Here is a 15,837-nt window from a genome sequence, read left to right as displayed (position 1 = left end):
TCCGTACTCCCGTTGCCAGCCGAGGGAAATTCCCCGGAAACTGGAGTTTAGCCAGCCGGTCGTGAGCGCGGGATACAAAAAATCGTCGGGAGCGATTTTTGACGTCGCTGGCGACGGCCCGCAGGGTGCCCGCCAGGGATGGCAGGGCACAAAAACCGGGCGTCACGAATCGGCTAGCTCGATAGCTGACGAGCCTGCCAGCGCTTTCGCGCGTCATCGAATGCTGCTTCGCGCGGCATGCCCAGGCCGCGCAGTGCCAGGGCCATGGTGGCGATGATCGCCAACTGGCCATAGGCATCTTCGGCTTCACCCTGCCAGACGGCGCGCAGGTGGGTTGGATCCAGGCGCTCCGGTTTGACATGGCGCCGCTCGGACAGCATCGGCCAGTCCTCGTCCCAGTTCTCGCCCCCCTCGGTGCCATACAGGTGGCAGACGGCGTCCGGGTTGAGTTCGATTTCGCCGCCGTCGCCCTTGACCACGATGGCGCGATCGCCCAGCAGTTGACTGGCCTCGCGGTGCACGGCCTGGTAGCCGGGGTGGAAGATGCTCTGCAGCCCGCAGCGCGCCGCCAGCGGGTTGAGGATGCGTGCCAGTGAGTGGATCGGCGAGCGCAGGCCGAGCACGTTGCGCAGGTCGATCATGCGCTGCAGCGCCGGCATCCAGTCGCCCAGGGGCATGAAGGCCAGGTTCTGGTCATCCAGGCTCCGCGCAACCTCATCCCAACTGCGGCACAGAGGAATCGCCAGTTCGCCGAGCAACTGCTCGCTGTACAGGCGCCCGGCCGTGTGTGCGCCGCCGCCATGCATGAAGATGCGCAGGCCGCTGTTCGCCAGGGCCTTGGCAGCCAGCAGGAACCAGGGCAAATGGCGTTTCTTGCCGGCGTAGGTGGGCCAGTCGAAGTCGACGGCGATGGTTGGCGCAGGCAAGCGCGCACGCACCGCCTCGGTGAAGCCAGCCATCTCCTCGGCGCTTTCTTCCTTGTGCCGCAGGAGCATGAGAAAGGCGCCAAGCTGGGTATCCTCGACCTTGTCATCGAGGGTCATGCCCATGGCGTCGCGGGCTTCCTCGCGGGTCAGGTTGCGTGCGCCGCGCTTGCCTTTGCCGAGAATGCGCACGAAGGAGGCGAAAGGGTGTTCGGCTGGGGTGATCAGGTTCATAGGCAATTCGTGGGCTTGGGCAGGCCCGCCAGCTTGGCGGCGAGTTTGGCAGGAGTGCCATTGAACAGGCGATTGAGGTGCAGGCTGTTGCCTTTGTCCGGGCCCAGCTTGAGGGCGACGTACTTGATCAGCGGGCGATTGGCCGGCGACAACTGGAATTCGTCGTGGAAGGCGCGCAGCAGCATGAGGATTTCCCAGTGCTCATCGCTCAACTGCAGGTCTTCGCGCTCGGCCAGGGCTGTGCCCACCTCTCTGGACCAATCCTGGAGATCGAGCAGATAGCCATCTTTATCCAGCTCGATGGCGCGGTCGTTGACGATCAGGGGGCTCATGACCAGCTATTGACCTTGCTGAAGCGGCAGGCGAGGGCGACGAAGCCTGGATAGTCGACCTGCTGCAGCTTGCCGGCAGGCTGCAGGCCACGAGCCTGAATGTCTTCATCCAGAGCGAACAGGGCAATACCGTCGCCCAGGGCGCTCAGCGAATCGGCGTATATCGTGCCGGGCTGGATCGCGTAGGTAGCATCGCCGCAGAGCAGCAGGCCATCGCCGCTGCCCAGCAGGCGCAGACAACTGCTCAGGCGGTCATCGCTGAACGGGGAGCTGGATACAACGTGCAGGGTTGTCATCAGAGGGTGATCACCTGGTCGTAACGGTCGATGAGATTGCGCAGCCCGGCGTCGTCCAGGCGCTGCACCTCCAGTGCCAGCGAAGTTTCGCCGAGGCCACGCTGTTGCAGGCTGTGGCTGCAGGCGTACAGCGATTCGACGCCGAACAGCGGCAAGGCCTGCAGGTTGGCGGTCAGGTCTTTCTGTTGCACGGCCTGGGACTTTTGGTCGGCGGCCAGTTGCAGTACGCCGTCATCGAGAAACAGCAGGCCGATGGGCAGATCGAAGGCGCCGCCAGCCAGGGCGATATCCAGTGCTTCGCGAGCGCCGGGGCCGCTCCAGGGGGCTTGGCGGCTGATGATCAGCAGCGAATGGCTCACCTCAATCGCCTCCGAAACAGATCAGGCGGTCGGCCAGTTGCGCCGCCTCATGTAATTGGCCCAGACCAGAAAGCACCCACGGGGCCGGCAGGTTGGCGGCTTGTCGCTCATAGCGAAGTGCCTCCTGCTCATCGAGCACGCCACGGCGCAGGGCCGCGGCGATACAGACCACGCCGTCGAGCTCCTGGGTGGTGATGAACTCACGCCACTGGCGAGCCACATCGGTTTCATCCTGAGGGCTGACGATGTTGCCCGAGGCACTATGTACGCCGTCGGCGTAGAAGAACAGGCGCACGATCTCGTGGCCGCCGTGCAGCGCCGCTTCGGCAAAACGCAGGGCGCGGCGGGAGGAGGGGGCCGAGGCTGGGGAAAACAGGGCAATGGCGAATTTCATGAGCGGCCCGGTTGCGGAAACAGGGCGTCATGATAAGGCCTGATTGGCCGGGAACAGAAATGAAAAAGCCCATATCCGCAGATATGGGCTTTTCGGTCACAGGCGACTCAGCGCAAGCGGATTACGTGATGTCGCGCTTGGTCGGGCCGGTATACAGCTGGCGCGGACGGCCAATCTTGTACGGGCTGGAGAGCATTTCTTTCCAGTGCGAGATCCAGCCGACGGTACGCGCCAGGGCGAAGATCACGGTGAACATGCTGGTCGGAATGCCGATCGCTTTGAGGATGATGCCCGAATAGAAGTCGACGTTCGGGTACAGGTTGCGTTCCTTGAAGTAAGGATCGTTACGCGCGATTTCGTCGAGCTTCATCGCCAGTTCCAGCTGCGGGTCATTGATGCCCAGCTCGGCCAGTACTTCGTCGCAGGTCTGTTTCATGACCTGGGCGCGTGGGTCGAAGTTCTTGTAGACGCGGTGCCCGAAGCCCATGAGCTTGAACGGATCGTCCTTGTCCTTGGCCTTGGCGATGAACTTGTCGATATTCGATACGTCACCGATTTCGTCCAGCATGGCCAGAACGGCTTCGTTGGCGCCGCCATGGGCCGGGCCCCAGAGCGCAGCGATACCGGCAGCGATACAGGCGAACGGGTTGGCACCCGAGGAGCCCGCCAGACGTACGGTGGAGGTGGAGGCGTTCTGCTCGTGATCGGCATGCAGAATGAAGATCCGATCCATCGCCTTGGCCAGCACCGGGCTGATCGGCTTGGTCTCGCACGGCGTGTTGAACATCATGTGCAGGAAGTTTTCCGCGTAGCTCAGGTCGTTACGCGGGTACATCATCGGCTCGCCTTTGGAGTACTTGTACACCATGGCGGCGATGGTCGGCATCTTGGCGACCAGGCGCATCGCGGAAATGTCGCGGTGCTGCGGGTTCTTGATGTCCAGGGAGTCGTGGTAGAAGGCGGAAAGGGCGCCAACTACGCCACACATGACGGCCATCGGGTGGGCGTCACGGCGGAAACCGTTGAAGAAGGTCTTCAACTGTTCATGAACCATGGTGTGGTTCTTGATGGTGCTGACGAAAGCAGCTTTCTGCTCTTCATTAGGCAGCTCGCCATTGAGCAGCAGGTAGCAGGTATCCAGGTAATCGGCTTTCTCGGCAAGCTGCTCGATCGGATAGCCGCGGTGCAGCAGGACGCCTTTGTCACCATCGATGTAGGTGATCTTCGATTCGCACGAAGCGGTCGACATGAAGCCGGGGTCGAAAGTGAAGTTGCCCGTGGCAGTCAGGCTCCGCACGTCGATCACATCAGGGCCAACGGTGCCGGATAAAACGGGCAGCTCGACGGGGGCTGCGCCCTCGATGATCAACTGCGCTTTTTTGTCAGCCATGTTTGGCCTCCTAGTTATGCTTGGAATCATCAGTCGGCCCCCCACGCAGGGCCCGCATCACTATAGTGTTATGAATCTGAAAGTCAATTTGCGAAAACCCAGGCAATAGAAGGGTTTGAGTGCGCTGCCTGCGACAAAAAGGCGCGGCCTTTTACGCCATTTTCAAGGTTGGCGCAATCGGTAGAAGGTCGAGGTGTCCGCGTTGTCATTAGCGACCTAACTGTCTATACTCTGCGCCCGACTGCCAAGGGCCTTACAGCCCGGATTCTGGTGGTTGTCACTTCTTGGGTGATGGGTACCTGACCAGTGCGCTTCCCGACAACTCAGCCCTGATAGCTGGGGCTCTCAGTGTGATAATAAAGCCGTGAATAGCCAACGACCTGTAAACTTAGACCTTCGGACGATAAAACTCCCAGTCACTGCTTACACGTCCATTCTTCACCGTATATCCGGCGTGATCCTTTTCCTCGGCATTGCCGTGCTGCTGTTCGGGCTCGACAAATCGCTGTCATCGGAAGAGGGCTTCGCTCAGGTGAAAGAATGCTTGACCAGCCCGCTGGCCAAGTTCGTGATCTGGGGACTTCTGTCCGCTCTGCTGTACCACCTGGTGGCCGGTGTGCGCCACTTGATCATGGATGCTGGAGTCGGTGAGACGCTGGAAGGCGGCAAGCTGGGTTCCAAAATCGTTCTCGTCGTATCGGCGATCGTGATCGTGCTGCTGGGGGTGTGGATATGGTAACTAATGTCACTAATTTCTCGCGTTCGGGCCTCTATGACTGGATGGCGCAGCGTGTTTCTGCGGTCGTTCTCGCGGCTTATGTCCTGTTTCTGTTGGGTTACATCCTCCTGAATCCAGGCATGGGCTATGCCGAATGGCATGGTCTGTTCTCCAATAATGCAATGCGCATCTTCAGCTTGCTGACCCTCGTCGCGCTGGGCGTTCACGCCTGGGTCGGCATGTGGACGATCTCCACTGACTACCTGACGTCGACCGCGCTGGGCAAGTGGGCCACCGTTGTGCGTTTTCTGTTCCAGGCCGCGTGTGGCATCGCCATGTTCGTGTTCTTCGTCTGGGGCGTGCAGATTCTTTGGGGTTTCTGATTCATGACTAGCATTCGTACTCTTTCCTATGACGCCATCATCGTTGGTGGTGGCGGTGCCGGCATGCGCGCTGCACTGCAGCTGGCGCAGGGCGGCCACAAGACCGCAGTGGTAACCAAGGTCTTCCCGACCCGTTCGCATACCGTTTCCGCTCAGGGCGGCATCACGTGCGCCATCGCGTCGAACGACCCGAACGACGACTGGCGCTGGCACATGTACGACACCGTCAAGGGCTCCGACTACATCGGCGACCAGGACGCGATCGAATACATGTGTTCCGTCGGTCCGGAGGCCGTGTTCGAGCTCGAGCACATGGGGCTGCCGTTCTCCCGTACCGAGCAGGGCCGCATCTACCAGCGCCCGTTCGGTGGCCAGTCCAAGGGCCCGGACAACCCGACTCAGGCTGCTCGTACCTGCGCCGCTGCCGACCGTACCGGTCACGCGCTGCTGCACACCCTGTACCAGGCCAACCTGAAGGCTGGCACCTCGTTTCTCAACGAGTGGTACGCGGTCGATCTGGTCAAGAACCAGGACGGTGCCATCGTTGGCGTCATCGCCATCTGCATCGAAACCGGCGAAACCGTCTACATCCGCTCCAAGGCCGTGGTTCTGGCCACTGGCGGTGCTGGCCGTATCTACGCTTCCACCACCAACGCACTGATCAACACCGGTGACGGTGTGGGCATGGCGCTGCGTGCTGGCGTGCCGGTACAGGACATCGAAATGTGGCAGTTCCACCCGACCGGTATCGCCGGCGCCGGTGTACTGGTCACCGAAGGCTGCCGTGGTGAGGGTGGTTACCTGATCAACGCCCACGGCGAGCGTTTCATGGAGCGTTATGCGCCCAACGCCAAAGACCTTGCAGGTCGTGACGTAGTGGCCCGTTCCATGGTCAAGGAAGTCATCGCCGGTAACGGTTGTGGCCCTGACAAGGATCACGTGCTGCTGAAGCTCGATCACCTCGGTGAGGAAGTGCTGCACAGCCGTCTGCCTGGCATCTGCGAACTGTCCAAGACCTTCGCGCACGTTGACCCGGTTGTCGCGCCTGTTCCGGTCATCCCGACCTGCCACTACATGATGGGCGGCGTTGCCACCAACATTCATGGACAGGCCATCACCCAGGATGCCAATGGCGTCGACCGCATCATCGAAGGCCTGTTCGCCGTGGGCGAAGTAGCCTGCGTATCGGTACACGGCGCCAACCGTCTGGGCGGCAACTCGCTGCTCGACCTGGTGGTATTCGGCCGCGCCGCTGGCCTGCACCTGGAGAAAGCGCTGAAAGAAGGCGTGGAAGTCCGCGGTGCCAGCGAGACCGATATCGAGCAGTCGCTGGGGCGTCTGTCCGGCGTCAACGAGCGCAGCACTGGCGAAGAAGTCGCACCGCTGCGCAAAGAACTGCAACAGTGCATGCAGAACTACTTCGGCGTATTCCGTACCGGCGAATACATGAAGAAGGGCATCACCCAGTTGGCCGATCTGCGCGAGCGCATCGCCAACGTCAAGATCTCCGACAAGAGCCAGGCCTTCAACACCGCGCGTATCGAAGCGCTGGAGTTGCAGAACCTGCTGGAAGTCGCCGAAGCCACTGCCATCGCCGCCGATACCCGTACCGAGTCCCGCGGCGCCCACGCCCGTGAAGACTACGAGGATCGTGACGACACCAACTGGTTGTGCCACAGCCTGTACTTCCCGGGTGAGAAACGCGTGACCAAGCGTGACGTCAACTTCTCGCCGAAGACGGTTCCGGCGTTTGAACCCAAAGTTCGTACTTATTGAGGGTGGCTACCATGTCTCTTGGCAAAAGCTTGAAAGTCAGCGTTTATCGCTACAACCCGGAAACGGACAAAGCGCCCTTCATGCAGGACTTCGACGTCGAGATCGACGGCAAGGATCTGATGGTGCTCGACGTGCTGGCCCTGATCAAGGAACAGGACGAAGGCTTCTCCTACCGTCGCTCCTGCCGTGAAGGCGTCTGCGGTTCCGACGGCATGAACATCAGTGGCAAGAACGGCCTGGCCTGCATCACGCCGATCTCCACCGTGGTCAAGGGCAACAAGCTGGTGATCCGTCCGCTGCCGGGGCTGCCGGTCATTCGTGACTTGGTCGTCGATATGAGCATCTTCTACAAGCAGTACGAGAAGGTGCAGCCGTTCCTGCAGAACGACACGCCGGCGCCGGCTATCGAGCGCCTGCAGTCGCCGGACGAGCGCGAGAAGCTGGATGGTCTGTACGAGTGCATCCTGTGCGCTTGCTGCTCGACCAGCTGCCCGTCGTTCTGGTGGAACCCGGACAAGTTCCTGGGCCCGGCCGCGCTGCTGCAAGCCTATCGCTTCCTGGCCGACAGCCGTGATACCAAGACCGCGGAACGATTGGCCTCTTTGGATGATCCATTCAGTGTGTTCCGCTGCCGCGGCATCATGAACTGCGTGAACGTATGTCCCAAAGGGCTGAACCCGACCAAGGCAATCGGTCACGTTCGCAACATGTTGCTGCAGAGCGGTACCTGATTCACTGTTCTTTAGCTTGACCCGCAACGCCTGCAGCACCGACTTCATGTCGGTGTTGCAGTATAGCCAGGGCGTCGGTCTAGCCGCCGACGTTCTTCAATGAGATATATGACGACCAGCAGGGGCATTCGGGCTGGTGCCCGGACTATCTGCGGGATTATTGGTGGCTTTTTCGAGTCGCTGTTACATGACTTCGAAAGCCAGTCGGTGTCCTCGCCGGTGGTGTCCCCTTACCGAGGGTGACCAAGCATGCAAGAAAGCGTGATGCAGCGTATGTGGGACAGTGCCCACCTATCCGGTGGTAACGCTGCCTACGTGGAAGAGCTCTACGAGCTCTACCTGCACGATCCCAACGCCGTGCCGGAAGAATGGCGCACTTATTTCGATAAGTTGCCGTCCGAAGGCAGTACCGCCAATGACGTATCGCACTCGACGATTCGTGATCATTTCGTGTTGCTGGCCAAAAACCAGCGCCGTGCTCAACCGGCTTCAGCCGGTACTGTCAGCAGCGAACACGAAAAGAAGCAGGTCGAAGTGTTGCGGTTGATTCAGGCATTCCGCATGCGTGGCCACCAGGCGGCTCAGCTCGATCCGCTTGGGCTGTGGCAGCGTTCTGTTCCTGCTGATCTGTCGATCAGCCATTACAGCCTTACCGACGCGGATCTGGACACCACCTTCCGCACAGGTGGTCTGGCAATCGGCAAAGAAGAAGCAACTTTGCGGGAAATCCGCGATGCTTTGCAGCAGACATATTGTCGCACCATCGGCTCCGAGTTCACCCACATCGTCGATTCCGAGCAGCGCAGCTGGTTCCAGCAGCGCCTGGAAAGCGTGCGCGGTCGTCCGCAGATTTCCGCCGAAGTGCAGGGGCATCTGCTCGAGCGCCTGACCGCCGCTGAAGGCCTGGAAAAATACCTGGGTACCAAATACCCGGGCACCAAGCGTTTCGGTCTGGAAGGTGGCGAGAGCCTGATCCCGCTGCTCGATGAGATCATCCAGCGCAGCGGTTCCTACGGCACCAAGGAAATCGTCATCGGCATGGCCCACCGTGGCCGTCTGAACGTCCTGGTCAACACCTTCGGCAAGAACCCGCGCGACCTGTTCGACGAGTTCGAAGGCAAGAAGGTCGAAGGCCTGAGCTCCGGTGACGTGAAGTATCACCAGGGTTTCTCCTCGAACGTGATGACGCCGGGTGGCGAAGTGCACCTGGCCCTGGCGTTCAACCCGTCTCACCTGGAAATCGTTTCTCCGGTGGTCGAAGGTTCCGTACGTGCTCGCCAGGATCGTCGCAGCGATGCAGTGGGCGACAAGGTTCTGCCGATTTCCCTCCACGGTGACGCGGCATTCGCCGGTCAGGGCGTGGTCATGGAAACCTTCCAGATGTCGCAGACCCGCGCTTACAAGACGGGCGGCACCATCCACATCGTGATCAACAACCAGGTTGGTTTCACCACCAACCGTGCCGACGATGCGCGCTCCACCGAGTACGCCACCGACGTCGCCAAGATGATCCAGGCGCCGATCTTCCATGTGAATGGCGATGATCCGGAAGCCGTGCTGTTCGTCACCCAACTGGCTGTCGATTACCGCATGCAGTACAAGCGTGACGTGGTCATCGACCTGGTCTGCTACCGCCGCCGTGGCCACAACGAGGCCGACGAGCCGAGTGGTACCCAGCCGCTGATGTATCAGCAGATCGCCAAGCAGCGCACCACCCGTGAGCTGTATGCCGAAGCACTGACCAATGCCGGACGTCTGTCGGCCGAAGCCGTGCAGGCGCCTGTCGACGAGTACCGCACTGCACTGGACAACGGTCAGCACGTGGTCAAGAGCCTGGTCAAGGAGCCGAACAAGGAGCTGTTCGTCGATTGGCGCCCTTACCTGGGGCACGCCTGGACTGCTCGTCACGACACCCGTTTCGATCTGAAGACCCTGCAGGAGCTGTCCAACAAGCTGTTGGAAACTCCGGATGGCTTCGTCGTTCAGCGCCAGGTCACCAAGATCTACGAAGATCGCCAGAAAATGGGCGCAGGCGGCTTGCCGCTGAACTGGGGCTACGCCGAAACCATGGCGTACGCGACCCTGCTCGTCGAAGGCCATCCGATCCGTATCACCGGTCAGGACGTGGGTCGCGGTACCTTCTCGCACCGCCATGCGGCGCTGCACAACCAGAAGGACGGCAGCACCTATCTGCCGCTGCAGAACCTCTACGAGGGTCAGCCGCGCTTCGACCTGTACGACTCCTTCCTGTCGGAAGAAGCGGTACTGGCATTCGAATACGGTTACGCCACCACCACGCCGAACGCGCTGGTGATCTGGGAAGCTCAGTTCGGCGACTTCGCCAACGGTGCCCAGGTGGTGTTCGATCAGTTCATTTCCAGTGGCGAGACCAAGTGGGGTCGTCTGTGCGGTCTGACCATGTTGCTGCCGCACGGTTATGAAGGGCAGGGCCCGGAGCACTCCTCGGCACGTCTGGAGCGTTACCTGCAGCTGTGCGCCGAGCACAACATCCAGGTTGCGGTACCGACCACGCCGGCACAGATCTATCACCTGCTGCGTCGTCAGGTCATCCGTCCGCTGCGCAAGCCGCTGGTGGTGCTGACGCCCAAGTCGCTGCTGCGCCACAAGCTGGCCGTATCGACTCTGGAAGATCTGGCCGAAGGCTCGTTCCATACCGTCATCCCGGAAATCGATGCGATCGACCCGAAGAAAGTCGAGCGCCTGGTTCTGTGCAGCGGCAAGGTTTACTACGACCTGCTGGAGAAGCGCCGCGCCGAAGGCCGCGAAGATGTCGCCATCGTGCGTATCGAGCAGCTGTATCCGTTCCCGGAAGACGATATGAATGAGGTGTTCGCAGGCTACAAGAACCTCAAGCATGTCGTCTGGTGCCAGGAAGAGCCGATGAACCAGGGCGCCTGGTATTGCAGCCAGCACCATATGCGTCGTGTCGCCACTGCGCACAAGAAATCCCTGGTGCTCGAGTATGCAGGGCGTGATGCCTCGGCAGCTCCGGCTTGTGGCTACGCTTCTCTGCACGCCGAGCAGCAGGAAAAACTGCTGCAGGATGCTTTCACCGTTTAACGCCATCGCGAGGGAAGCGGCCTGACTGAGGCCGTTTCCTCGAACAAACCGAATTTAAGGAACAGAACACAATGGCTATCGAGATCAAAGCCCCTACATTCCCCGAATCGGTCGCCGACGGCACCGTGGCTACCTGGCACAAGAAGCCGGGCGACGCGGTCAAGCGCGATGAGCTGATCGTCGACATCGAAACCGACAAGGTCGTGATCGAAGTACTGGCCGAGGCCGATGGTGTTATTGCTGAAATCGTCAAGAACGAAGGCGACACCGTACTGAGCAACGAAGTACTGGGCAAACTGACCGAAGGCGGCGCTGCTGCTCCGGCCGCTGCTCCTGCGCAAGCTGCTGCCGCTCCGGCTCAGGCCGCTGCACCTGCCGCTGCTGGCGACGACCAGATCCTGTCGCCCGCCGCGCGCAAACTGGCCGAAGAGAACGGCATCGACCCGAACAGCATCAGCGGTTCCGGTAAAGGTGGTCGTGTGACCAAGGAAGACGTGGTCGCCGCTGTCGAAGCGAAGAAGAACGCTCCGGCTGCCAAGCCGGCTGCCGCTGCCGCCGCTGCTCCGGTCGTCGCTGCTGCTGGCGATCGTACCGAGAAGCGCGTACCGATGACCCGCGTACGTGCCACCGTCGCTCGCCGTCTGGTCGAAGCGCAGTCGAACATGGCCATGCTGACCACCTTCAACGAAGTCGACATGTCCGAGATCATGGCGCTGCGTTCGAAGTACAAGGATCAGTTCGAGAAAACCCACAACGGCACTCGTCTGGGCTTCATGTCCTTCTTCGTCAAGGCTGCCACCGAAGCGCTGAAGCGCTTGCCGGCTGTCAACGCCTCGATCGATGGCAACGACATCGTTTACCATGGCTACCAGGATATCGGCGTAGCCGTTTCCAGCGACCGTGGTCTGGTCGTGCCGGTACTGCGTAACGCCGAGTCGATGGGCCTGGCCGATATCGAAGCCGGCATCGCCGCCTACGGCAAGAAAGCCCGTGATGGCAAGCTGTCCATCGAAGAGATGACTGGCGGCACCTTCACCATCACCAACGGTGGCACCTTCGGTTCGATGATGTCGACGCCGATCGTCAACCCGCCGCAGGCTGCGATTCTGGGCATGCACAACATCATTCAGCGCCCGGTGGCCGTTAACGGTCAAGTGGTGATTCGCCCGATGATGTACCTGGCACTGTCCTACGATCACCGTCTGATCGACGGCAAAGAAGCCGTGACCTTCCTGGTGACCATCAAGAACCTGCTGGAAGACCCAGCTCGTCTGTTGCTGGACATCTAATACACCAGCCTCAAGCTGCAAGCGCCAAGCTTCAAGTAGAAGCGCTCCGTCTTGCAGCTCGAAGCTCGAAGCTTGAAGCTGAAAAGGAATCTTTTTATGAGCCAGAAATTCGACGTGGTAGTCATTGGTGCCGGCCCTGGCGGCTACGTAGCCGCCATCAAGGCTGCCCAGCTCGGTCTGAAGACCGCGTGCATCGAAAAGTACCAGGACAAGGACGGCAAGATCGCCCTCGGTGGTACCTGCCTGAACGTTGGCTGCATTCCTTCCAAGGCGCTGCTGGACAGCTCCTGGAAATATCACGAGGCCCATGAAGGTTTCGCTGTACACGGTATTGCCGCCAAGAGCGTGACCATTGACGTGCCAGCCATGGTTGGCCGCAAGAACACCATCGTCAAGAACCTGACCGGCGGTGTTTCCACCCTGTTCAAGGCCAATGGCGTGACCCTGCTGGAAGGCCACGGCAAGCTGCTGGCTGGCAAGCAGGTCGAAGTCACCGACAAAGACGGCAAGACTTCGATCGTCGAAGCCGAAAACGTGATCCTGGCTTCCGGCTCGCGTCCGATCGACATCCCGCCGGCTCCGGTCGACCAGGACGTCATCGTCGACTCCACCGGTGCACTGGACTTCCAGACCGTACCGAAGAAGCTGGGCGTGATCGGCGCTGGTGTCATCGGTCTGGAGCTGGGTTCGGTATGGGCTCGCCTGGGTGCCGAAGTGACCGTTCTGGAAGCGCTGGACAAGTTCCTGCCAGCCGCTGACGAAGCGATTGCCAAGGAAGCGCTGAAGACCCTGACCAAACAGGGCCTGAAGATCAAGCTGGGCGCTCGCGTGACCGGTTCGGAAGTGAAGAAGAAGCAGGTTACCGTCACCTACACCGATTCCGAAGGCGAACAGAAAATCGTCTTCGACAAGCTGATCGTTGCGGTTGGCCGTCGTCCGGTCACCACCGAACTGCTGGCTTCGAACAGCGGTGTTGATCTCGACGAGCGTGGCTACATCTTCGTCGACGACCAGTGCGCCACCAGCGTTCCAGGCGTCTATGCCATCGGTGATGTGGTGCGCGGCGCGATGCTCGCTCACAAGGCCTCGGAAGAGGGCGTGATGGTTGCCGAGCGGATCAAAGGTCACAAGGCACAGATGAACTATGACCTGATTCCTTCGGTCATCTACACCCACCCGGAAATCGCGTGGGTCGGCAAGACCGAGCAGCAACTGAAGGGTGAAGGCGTTGCAGTCAACGTCGGTACCTTCCCGTTCGCAGCCAGCGGCCGCGCCATGGCTGCCAACGACACCGGCGGTTTCGTCAAGGTCATCGCCGACGCCAATACCGACCGCGTACTGGGTGTACACGTGATCGGCCCGAGCGCGGCAGAGCTGGTGCAGCAAGGCGCCATCGGTATGGAGTTTGGTACCAGCGCTGAAGACCTGGGCATGATGGTCTTCTCGCACCCGACCCTGTCCGAAGCCCTGCACGAAGCAGCGCTCGCAGTAAACGGTGGCGCGATTCACGTCGCCAACCGCAAGAAACGCTAAGAAGTCGTTCGTCTGATAGCGGCCTGCGGGCCGGTGTCGTTCAGACGATTCAGAACCACGGTGCATTGCCCGCGCAGGGCTCAGGCCCATGCGCGGAATGTGTGCCGGACTGCCTAGAGGCGGTCACAGGTGGTGCGGCACGTCAGTGCAGCACCGATGCGCAATACCTAAACGAAGACGGTAGACAAGCATGAATCTTCACGAGTATCAGGGTAAGCAGCTGTTCGCTGAGTACGGCCTGCCCGTATCCAAGGGCTTCGCCGTAGACACCCCGGAAGAGGCCGCAGCGGCCTGCGAAAAGATCGGTGGTACCGAGTGGGTCGTAAAGGCTCAGGTACACGCCGGTGGCCGCGGTAAAGCGGGTGGTGTGAAACTGGTCAAGAGCAAGGAAGACGCCAAGGCTTTCGCTGCCAACTGGCTGGGCAAGCGTCTGGTGACTTATCAGACTGACGCCAATGGTCAGCCTGTCACCAAGATCCTGGTCGAGTCCTGCACCGACATCGCCAAGGAACTGTACCTGGGCGCTGTAGTCGATCGCTCCAGCCGTCGTATCGTGTTCATGGCTTCCACCGAAGGTGGCGTGGACATCGAGAAGATCGCTCACGAAACGCCTGAGAAGATCCTCAAGGCCACTATCGATCCGCTGGTCGGCGCACAGCCGTTCCAGGGTCGCGAGCTGGCATTCCAGCTGGGTCTGGAAGGCAAGCAAGTCACTCAGTTCGCCAAGATCTTTGTGGGTCTGGCCAAGCTGTTCAAGGATCACGACCTGGCTCTGCTGGAAGTGAACCCGCTGGTCATCAAGGCCGACGGCGATCTGCACTGCCTGGACGCGAAGATCAACATCGACGCTAACGCCATGTACCGTCAGCCGAAGCTGAAGACCTTCCACGACCCGTCGCAAGACGACGCCCGTGAAGCCCACGCTGCCAAGTTCGAACTGAACTACGTTGCTCTCGAAGGCAACATCGGCTGCATGGTCAACGGTGCCGGTCTGGCCATGGGTACCATGGACATCGTCAACCTGCACGGCGGCAAGCCAGCCAACTTCCTGGACGTTGGCGGCGGCGCTACCAAAGAGCGCGTGACCGAAGCCTTCAAGATCATCCTGTCCGACAGCAACGTCGCTGCCGTTCTGGTGAACATCTTCGGCGGTATCGTTCGTTGCGACATGATTGCCGAAGGCATCATCGGTGCAGTGAAGGAAGTCGGCGTCAAGGTTCCGGTTGTCGTCCGTCTGGAAGGCAACAACGCTGAACTGGGTGCCAAAGTCCTGGCCGAAAGCGGCCTGAACATCATCGCGGCAACCAGCCTGACCGACGCTGCTCAGCAAGTCGTCAAAGCTGCGGAGGGCAAGTAATGAGCGTCCTGATCAATAAAGACACCAAGGTTATCTGCCAGGGTTTCACTGGTTCGCAAGGTACCTTCCACTCCGAACAAGCCATCGCCTACGGCACCAAGATGGTTGGCGGCGTGACCCCAGGTAAGGGCGGCACTACCCACCTGAACCTGCCAGTGTTCAACACTGTGAAAGAAGCTGTGGAAGCTACCGGCGCTGACGCTTCGGTCATCTACGTTCCGGCTCCGTTCTGCAAAGACTCGATCCTGGAAGCTGCCTTCGGCGGCATCAAGCTGATCGTGTGCATCACCGAAGGCATTCCTACCCTGGACATGCTGGATGCCAAGGTCAAGTGCGACGAGCTGGGCGTTACCCTGATCGGCCCTAACTGCCCAGGCGTGATCACTCCGGGCGAGTGCAAGATCGGCATCATGCCGGGTCACATCCACCTGCCAGGCAAAGTAGGCATCGTGTCGCGTTCCGGCACCCTGACCTATGAAGCCGTCAAGCAGACCACCGACGCCGGTTTCGGCCAGTCCACCTGCGTGGGCATCGGTGGTGACCCGATCCCGGGCTCCAACTTCATCGATATCCTGAAGCTGTTCCAGGAAGATCCGAAGACCGAAGCGATCGTCATGATCGGTGAGATCGGCGGTTCGGCTGAAGAAGAAGCGGCTGCCTACATCAAGGCCAATGTCACCAAGCCTGTAGTTTCCTACATCGCTGGTGTGACCGCTCCTCCCGGCAAGCGCATGGGCCATGCTGGCGCCATCATCTCCGGCGGCAAAGGCACTGCAGACGAGAAATTCGCTGCTCTGCAAGACGCTGGTGTGAAAACCGTGCGTTCCCTGGCTGATATCGGCAAGGCCCTGGCCGAGCTGACCGGTTGGGAAGTCAAAAACGGCTAAGCCGTTACGACTGTGAAAAAAGGCCACCTTCGCAGACTGTGTGAAAACCTAGCAGTCTGAAGGCGAGTTGAAGACAATGCCTCTATCGGTTGATAGGGGCATTGTCGTTTATGGGCTATATCCAGGGCGAAGGTCGCGAGCAAAGCAGCCTGTT

General features: G+C 60.4%; 15 protein-coding genes. 9 read left to right on the top strand and 6 right to left on the bottom strand.

Annotation, left to right across the window (positions count from 1 at the left end):
- Positions 1–173: 173 nt before the first annotated feature.
- From DNK06_RS22430 to gltA, 6 genes are all read right to left on the bottom strand, one after another.
- Positions 174–1,157 carry a glycosyl transferase family protein gene (locus tag DNK06_RS22430; protein ID WP_131182210.1) on the bottom strand — a complete coding sequence of 328 codons (984 nt, stop codon included), beginning with the start codon at positions 1,155–1,157 and terminating at the stop codon, positions 174–176.
- Positions 1,154–1,489, bottom strand: coding sequence for a TusE/DsrC/DsvC family sulfur relay protein (locus DNK06_RS22425; RefSeq protein WP_131182209.1), 336 nt, complete (start codon positions 1,487–1,489; stop codon positions 1,154–1,156). Before DNK06_RS22425 ends, DNK06_RS22430 begins: the two co-directional genes overlap by 4 nt.
- Entirely contained in the window at positions 1,486–1,785 is a 300-nt protein-coding gene (tusB, locus tag DNK06_RS22420; protein ID WP_131182208.1) for a sulfurtransferase complex subunit TusB, read from the bottom strand. Before tusB ends, DNK06_RS22425 begins: the two co-directional genes overlap by 4 nt.
- Entirely contained in the window at positions 1,785–2,144 is a 360-nt protein-coding gene (tusC, locus tag DNK06_RS22415) for a sulfurtransferase complex subunit TusC (RefSeq protein WP_131182207.1), read from the bottom strand. Before tusC ends, tusB begins: the two co-directional genes overlap by 1 nt.
- A 1-nt stretch (position 2,145) precedes the next feature.
- The gene (tusD, locus tag DNK06_RS22410; RefSeq protein ID WP_131182206.1) at positions 2,146–2,538 is read right to left on the bottom strand and encodes a sulfurtransferase complex subunit TusD; all 393 of its coding nucleotides are present in this window, start codon (positions 2,536–2,538) and stop codon (positions 2,146–2,148) included.
- A 121-nt stretch (positions 2,539–2,659) separates the two neighbouring features.
- Complete coding sequence (gltA, locus tag DNK06_RS22405; protein WP_131182205.1) at positions 2,660–3,928, bottom strand: citrate synthase; 1,269 nt, start codon at positions 3,926–3,928, stop codon at positions 2,660–2,662.
- 364 nt (positions 3,929–4,292) lie between these two features.
- On the opposite strand from gltA, the gene sdhC reads away from it, so the two are divergent.
- From sdhC to sucD, 9 genes are all read left to right on the top strand, one after another.
- Positions 4,293–4,667 carry a succinate dehydrogenase, cytochrome b556 subunit gene (sdhC, locus tag DNK06_RS22400; RefSeq protein ID WP_070883123.1) on the top strand — a complete coding sequence of 125 codons (375 nt, stop codon included), beginning with the start codon at positions 4,293–4,295 and terminating at the stop codon, positions 4,665–4,667.
- On the top strand, positions 4,661–5,029 hold the full coding sequence (gene sdhD / locus DNK06_RS22395) for a succinate dehydrogenase, hydrophobic membrane anchor protein (protein WP_131182204.1): 369 nt from the start codon (positions 4,661–4,663) through the stop codon (positions 5,027–5,029). The genes sdhC and sdhD overlap by 7 nt, the downstream gene beginning before the upstream one ends.
- A gap of 3 nt (positions 5,030–5,032) precedes the next feature.
- Complete coding sequence (sdhA, locus tag DNK06_RS22390; protein WP_131182203.1) at positions 5,033–6,805, top strand: succinate dehydrogenase flavoprotein subunit; 1,773 nt, start codon at positions 5,033–5,035, stop codon at positions 6,803–6,805.
- Positions 6,806–6,816: 11 nt separating this feature from the next.
- The gene (locus DNK06_RS22385; protein ID WP_131182202.1) at positions 6,817–7,536 is read left to right on the top strand and encodes a succinate dehydrogenase iron-sulfur subunit; all 720 of its coding nucleotides are present in this window, start codon (positions 6,817–6,819) and stop codon (positions 7,534–7,536) included.
- A gap of 249 nt (positions 7,537–7,785) precedes the next feature.
- Positions 7,786–10,617 (top strand): 2-oxoglutarate dehydrogenase E1 component, encoded by a 2,832-nt coding sequence (locus tag DNK06_RS22380; protein ID WP_131182201.1) that lies wholly within the window; start codon positions 7,786–7,788, stop codon positions 10,615–10,617.
- Between the two features lie 71 nt (positions 10,618–10,688).
- The gene (gene odhB, locus DNK06_RS22375) at positions 10,689–11,906 is read left to right on the top strand and encodes a 2-oxoglutarate dehydrogenase complex dihydrolipoyllysine-residue succinyltransferase (RefSeq protein ID WP_131182200.1); all 1,218 of its coding nucleotides are present in this window, start codon (positions 10,689–10,691) and stop codon (positions 11,904–11,906) included.
- Between the two features lie 96 nt (positions 11,907–12,002).
- Positions 12,003–13,439 (top strand): dihydrolipoyl dehydrogenase, encoded by a 1,437-nt coding sequence (gene lpdA / locus DNK06_RS22370; RefSeq protein WP_131182199.1) that lies wholly within the window; start codon positions 12,003–12,005, stop codon positions 13,437–13,439.
- A gap of 190 nt (positions 13,440–13,629) precedes the next feature.
- On the top strand, positions 13,630–14,796 hold the full coding sequence (sucC, locus tag DNK06_RS22360; protein ID WP_131182198.1) for an ADP-forming succinate--CoA ligase subunit beta: 1,167 nt from the start codon (positions 13,630–13,632) through the stop codon (positions 14,794–14,796).
- A complete protein-coding gene (gene sucD, locus DNK06_RS22355) occupies positions 14,796–15,683 on the top strand; it encodes a succinate--CoA ligase subunit alpha (protein WP_131182197.1) in 888 nt (295 codons plus the stop codon). The genes sucC and sucD overlap by 1 nt, the downstream gene beginning before the upstream one ends.
- Positions 15,684–15,837: the final 154 nt, after the last annotated feature.

The sequence above is a fragment of the Phytopseudomonas daroniae genome (assembly GCF_004327285.1).
Taxonomy (GTDB): Bacteria; Pseudomonadota; Gammaproteobacteria; order Pseudomonadales; family Pseudomonadaceae; genus Aquipseudomonas; species Aquipseudomonas daroniae.
Note: the sequence above shows the minus strand (reverse complement) of the source record. Positions and strands in the feature narration are given on the sequence as shown.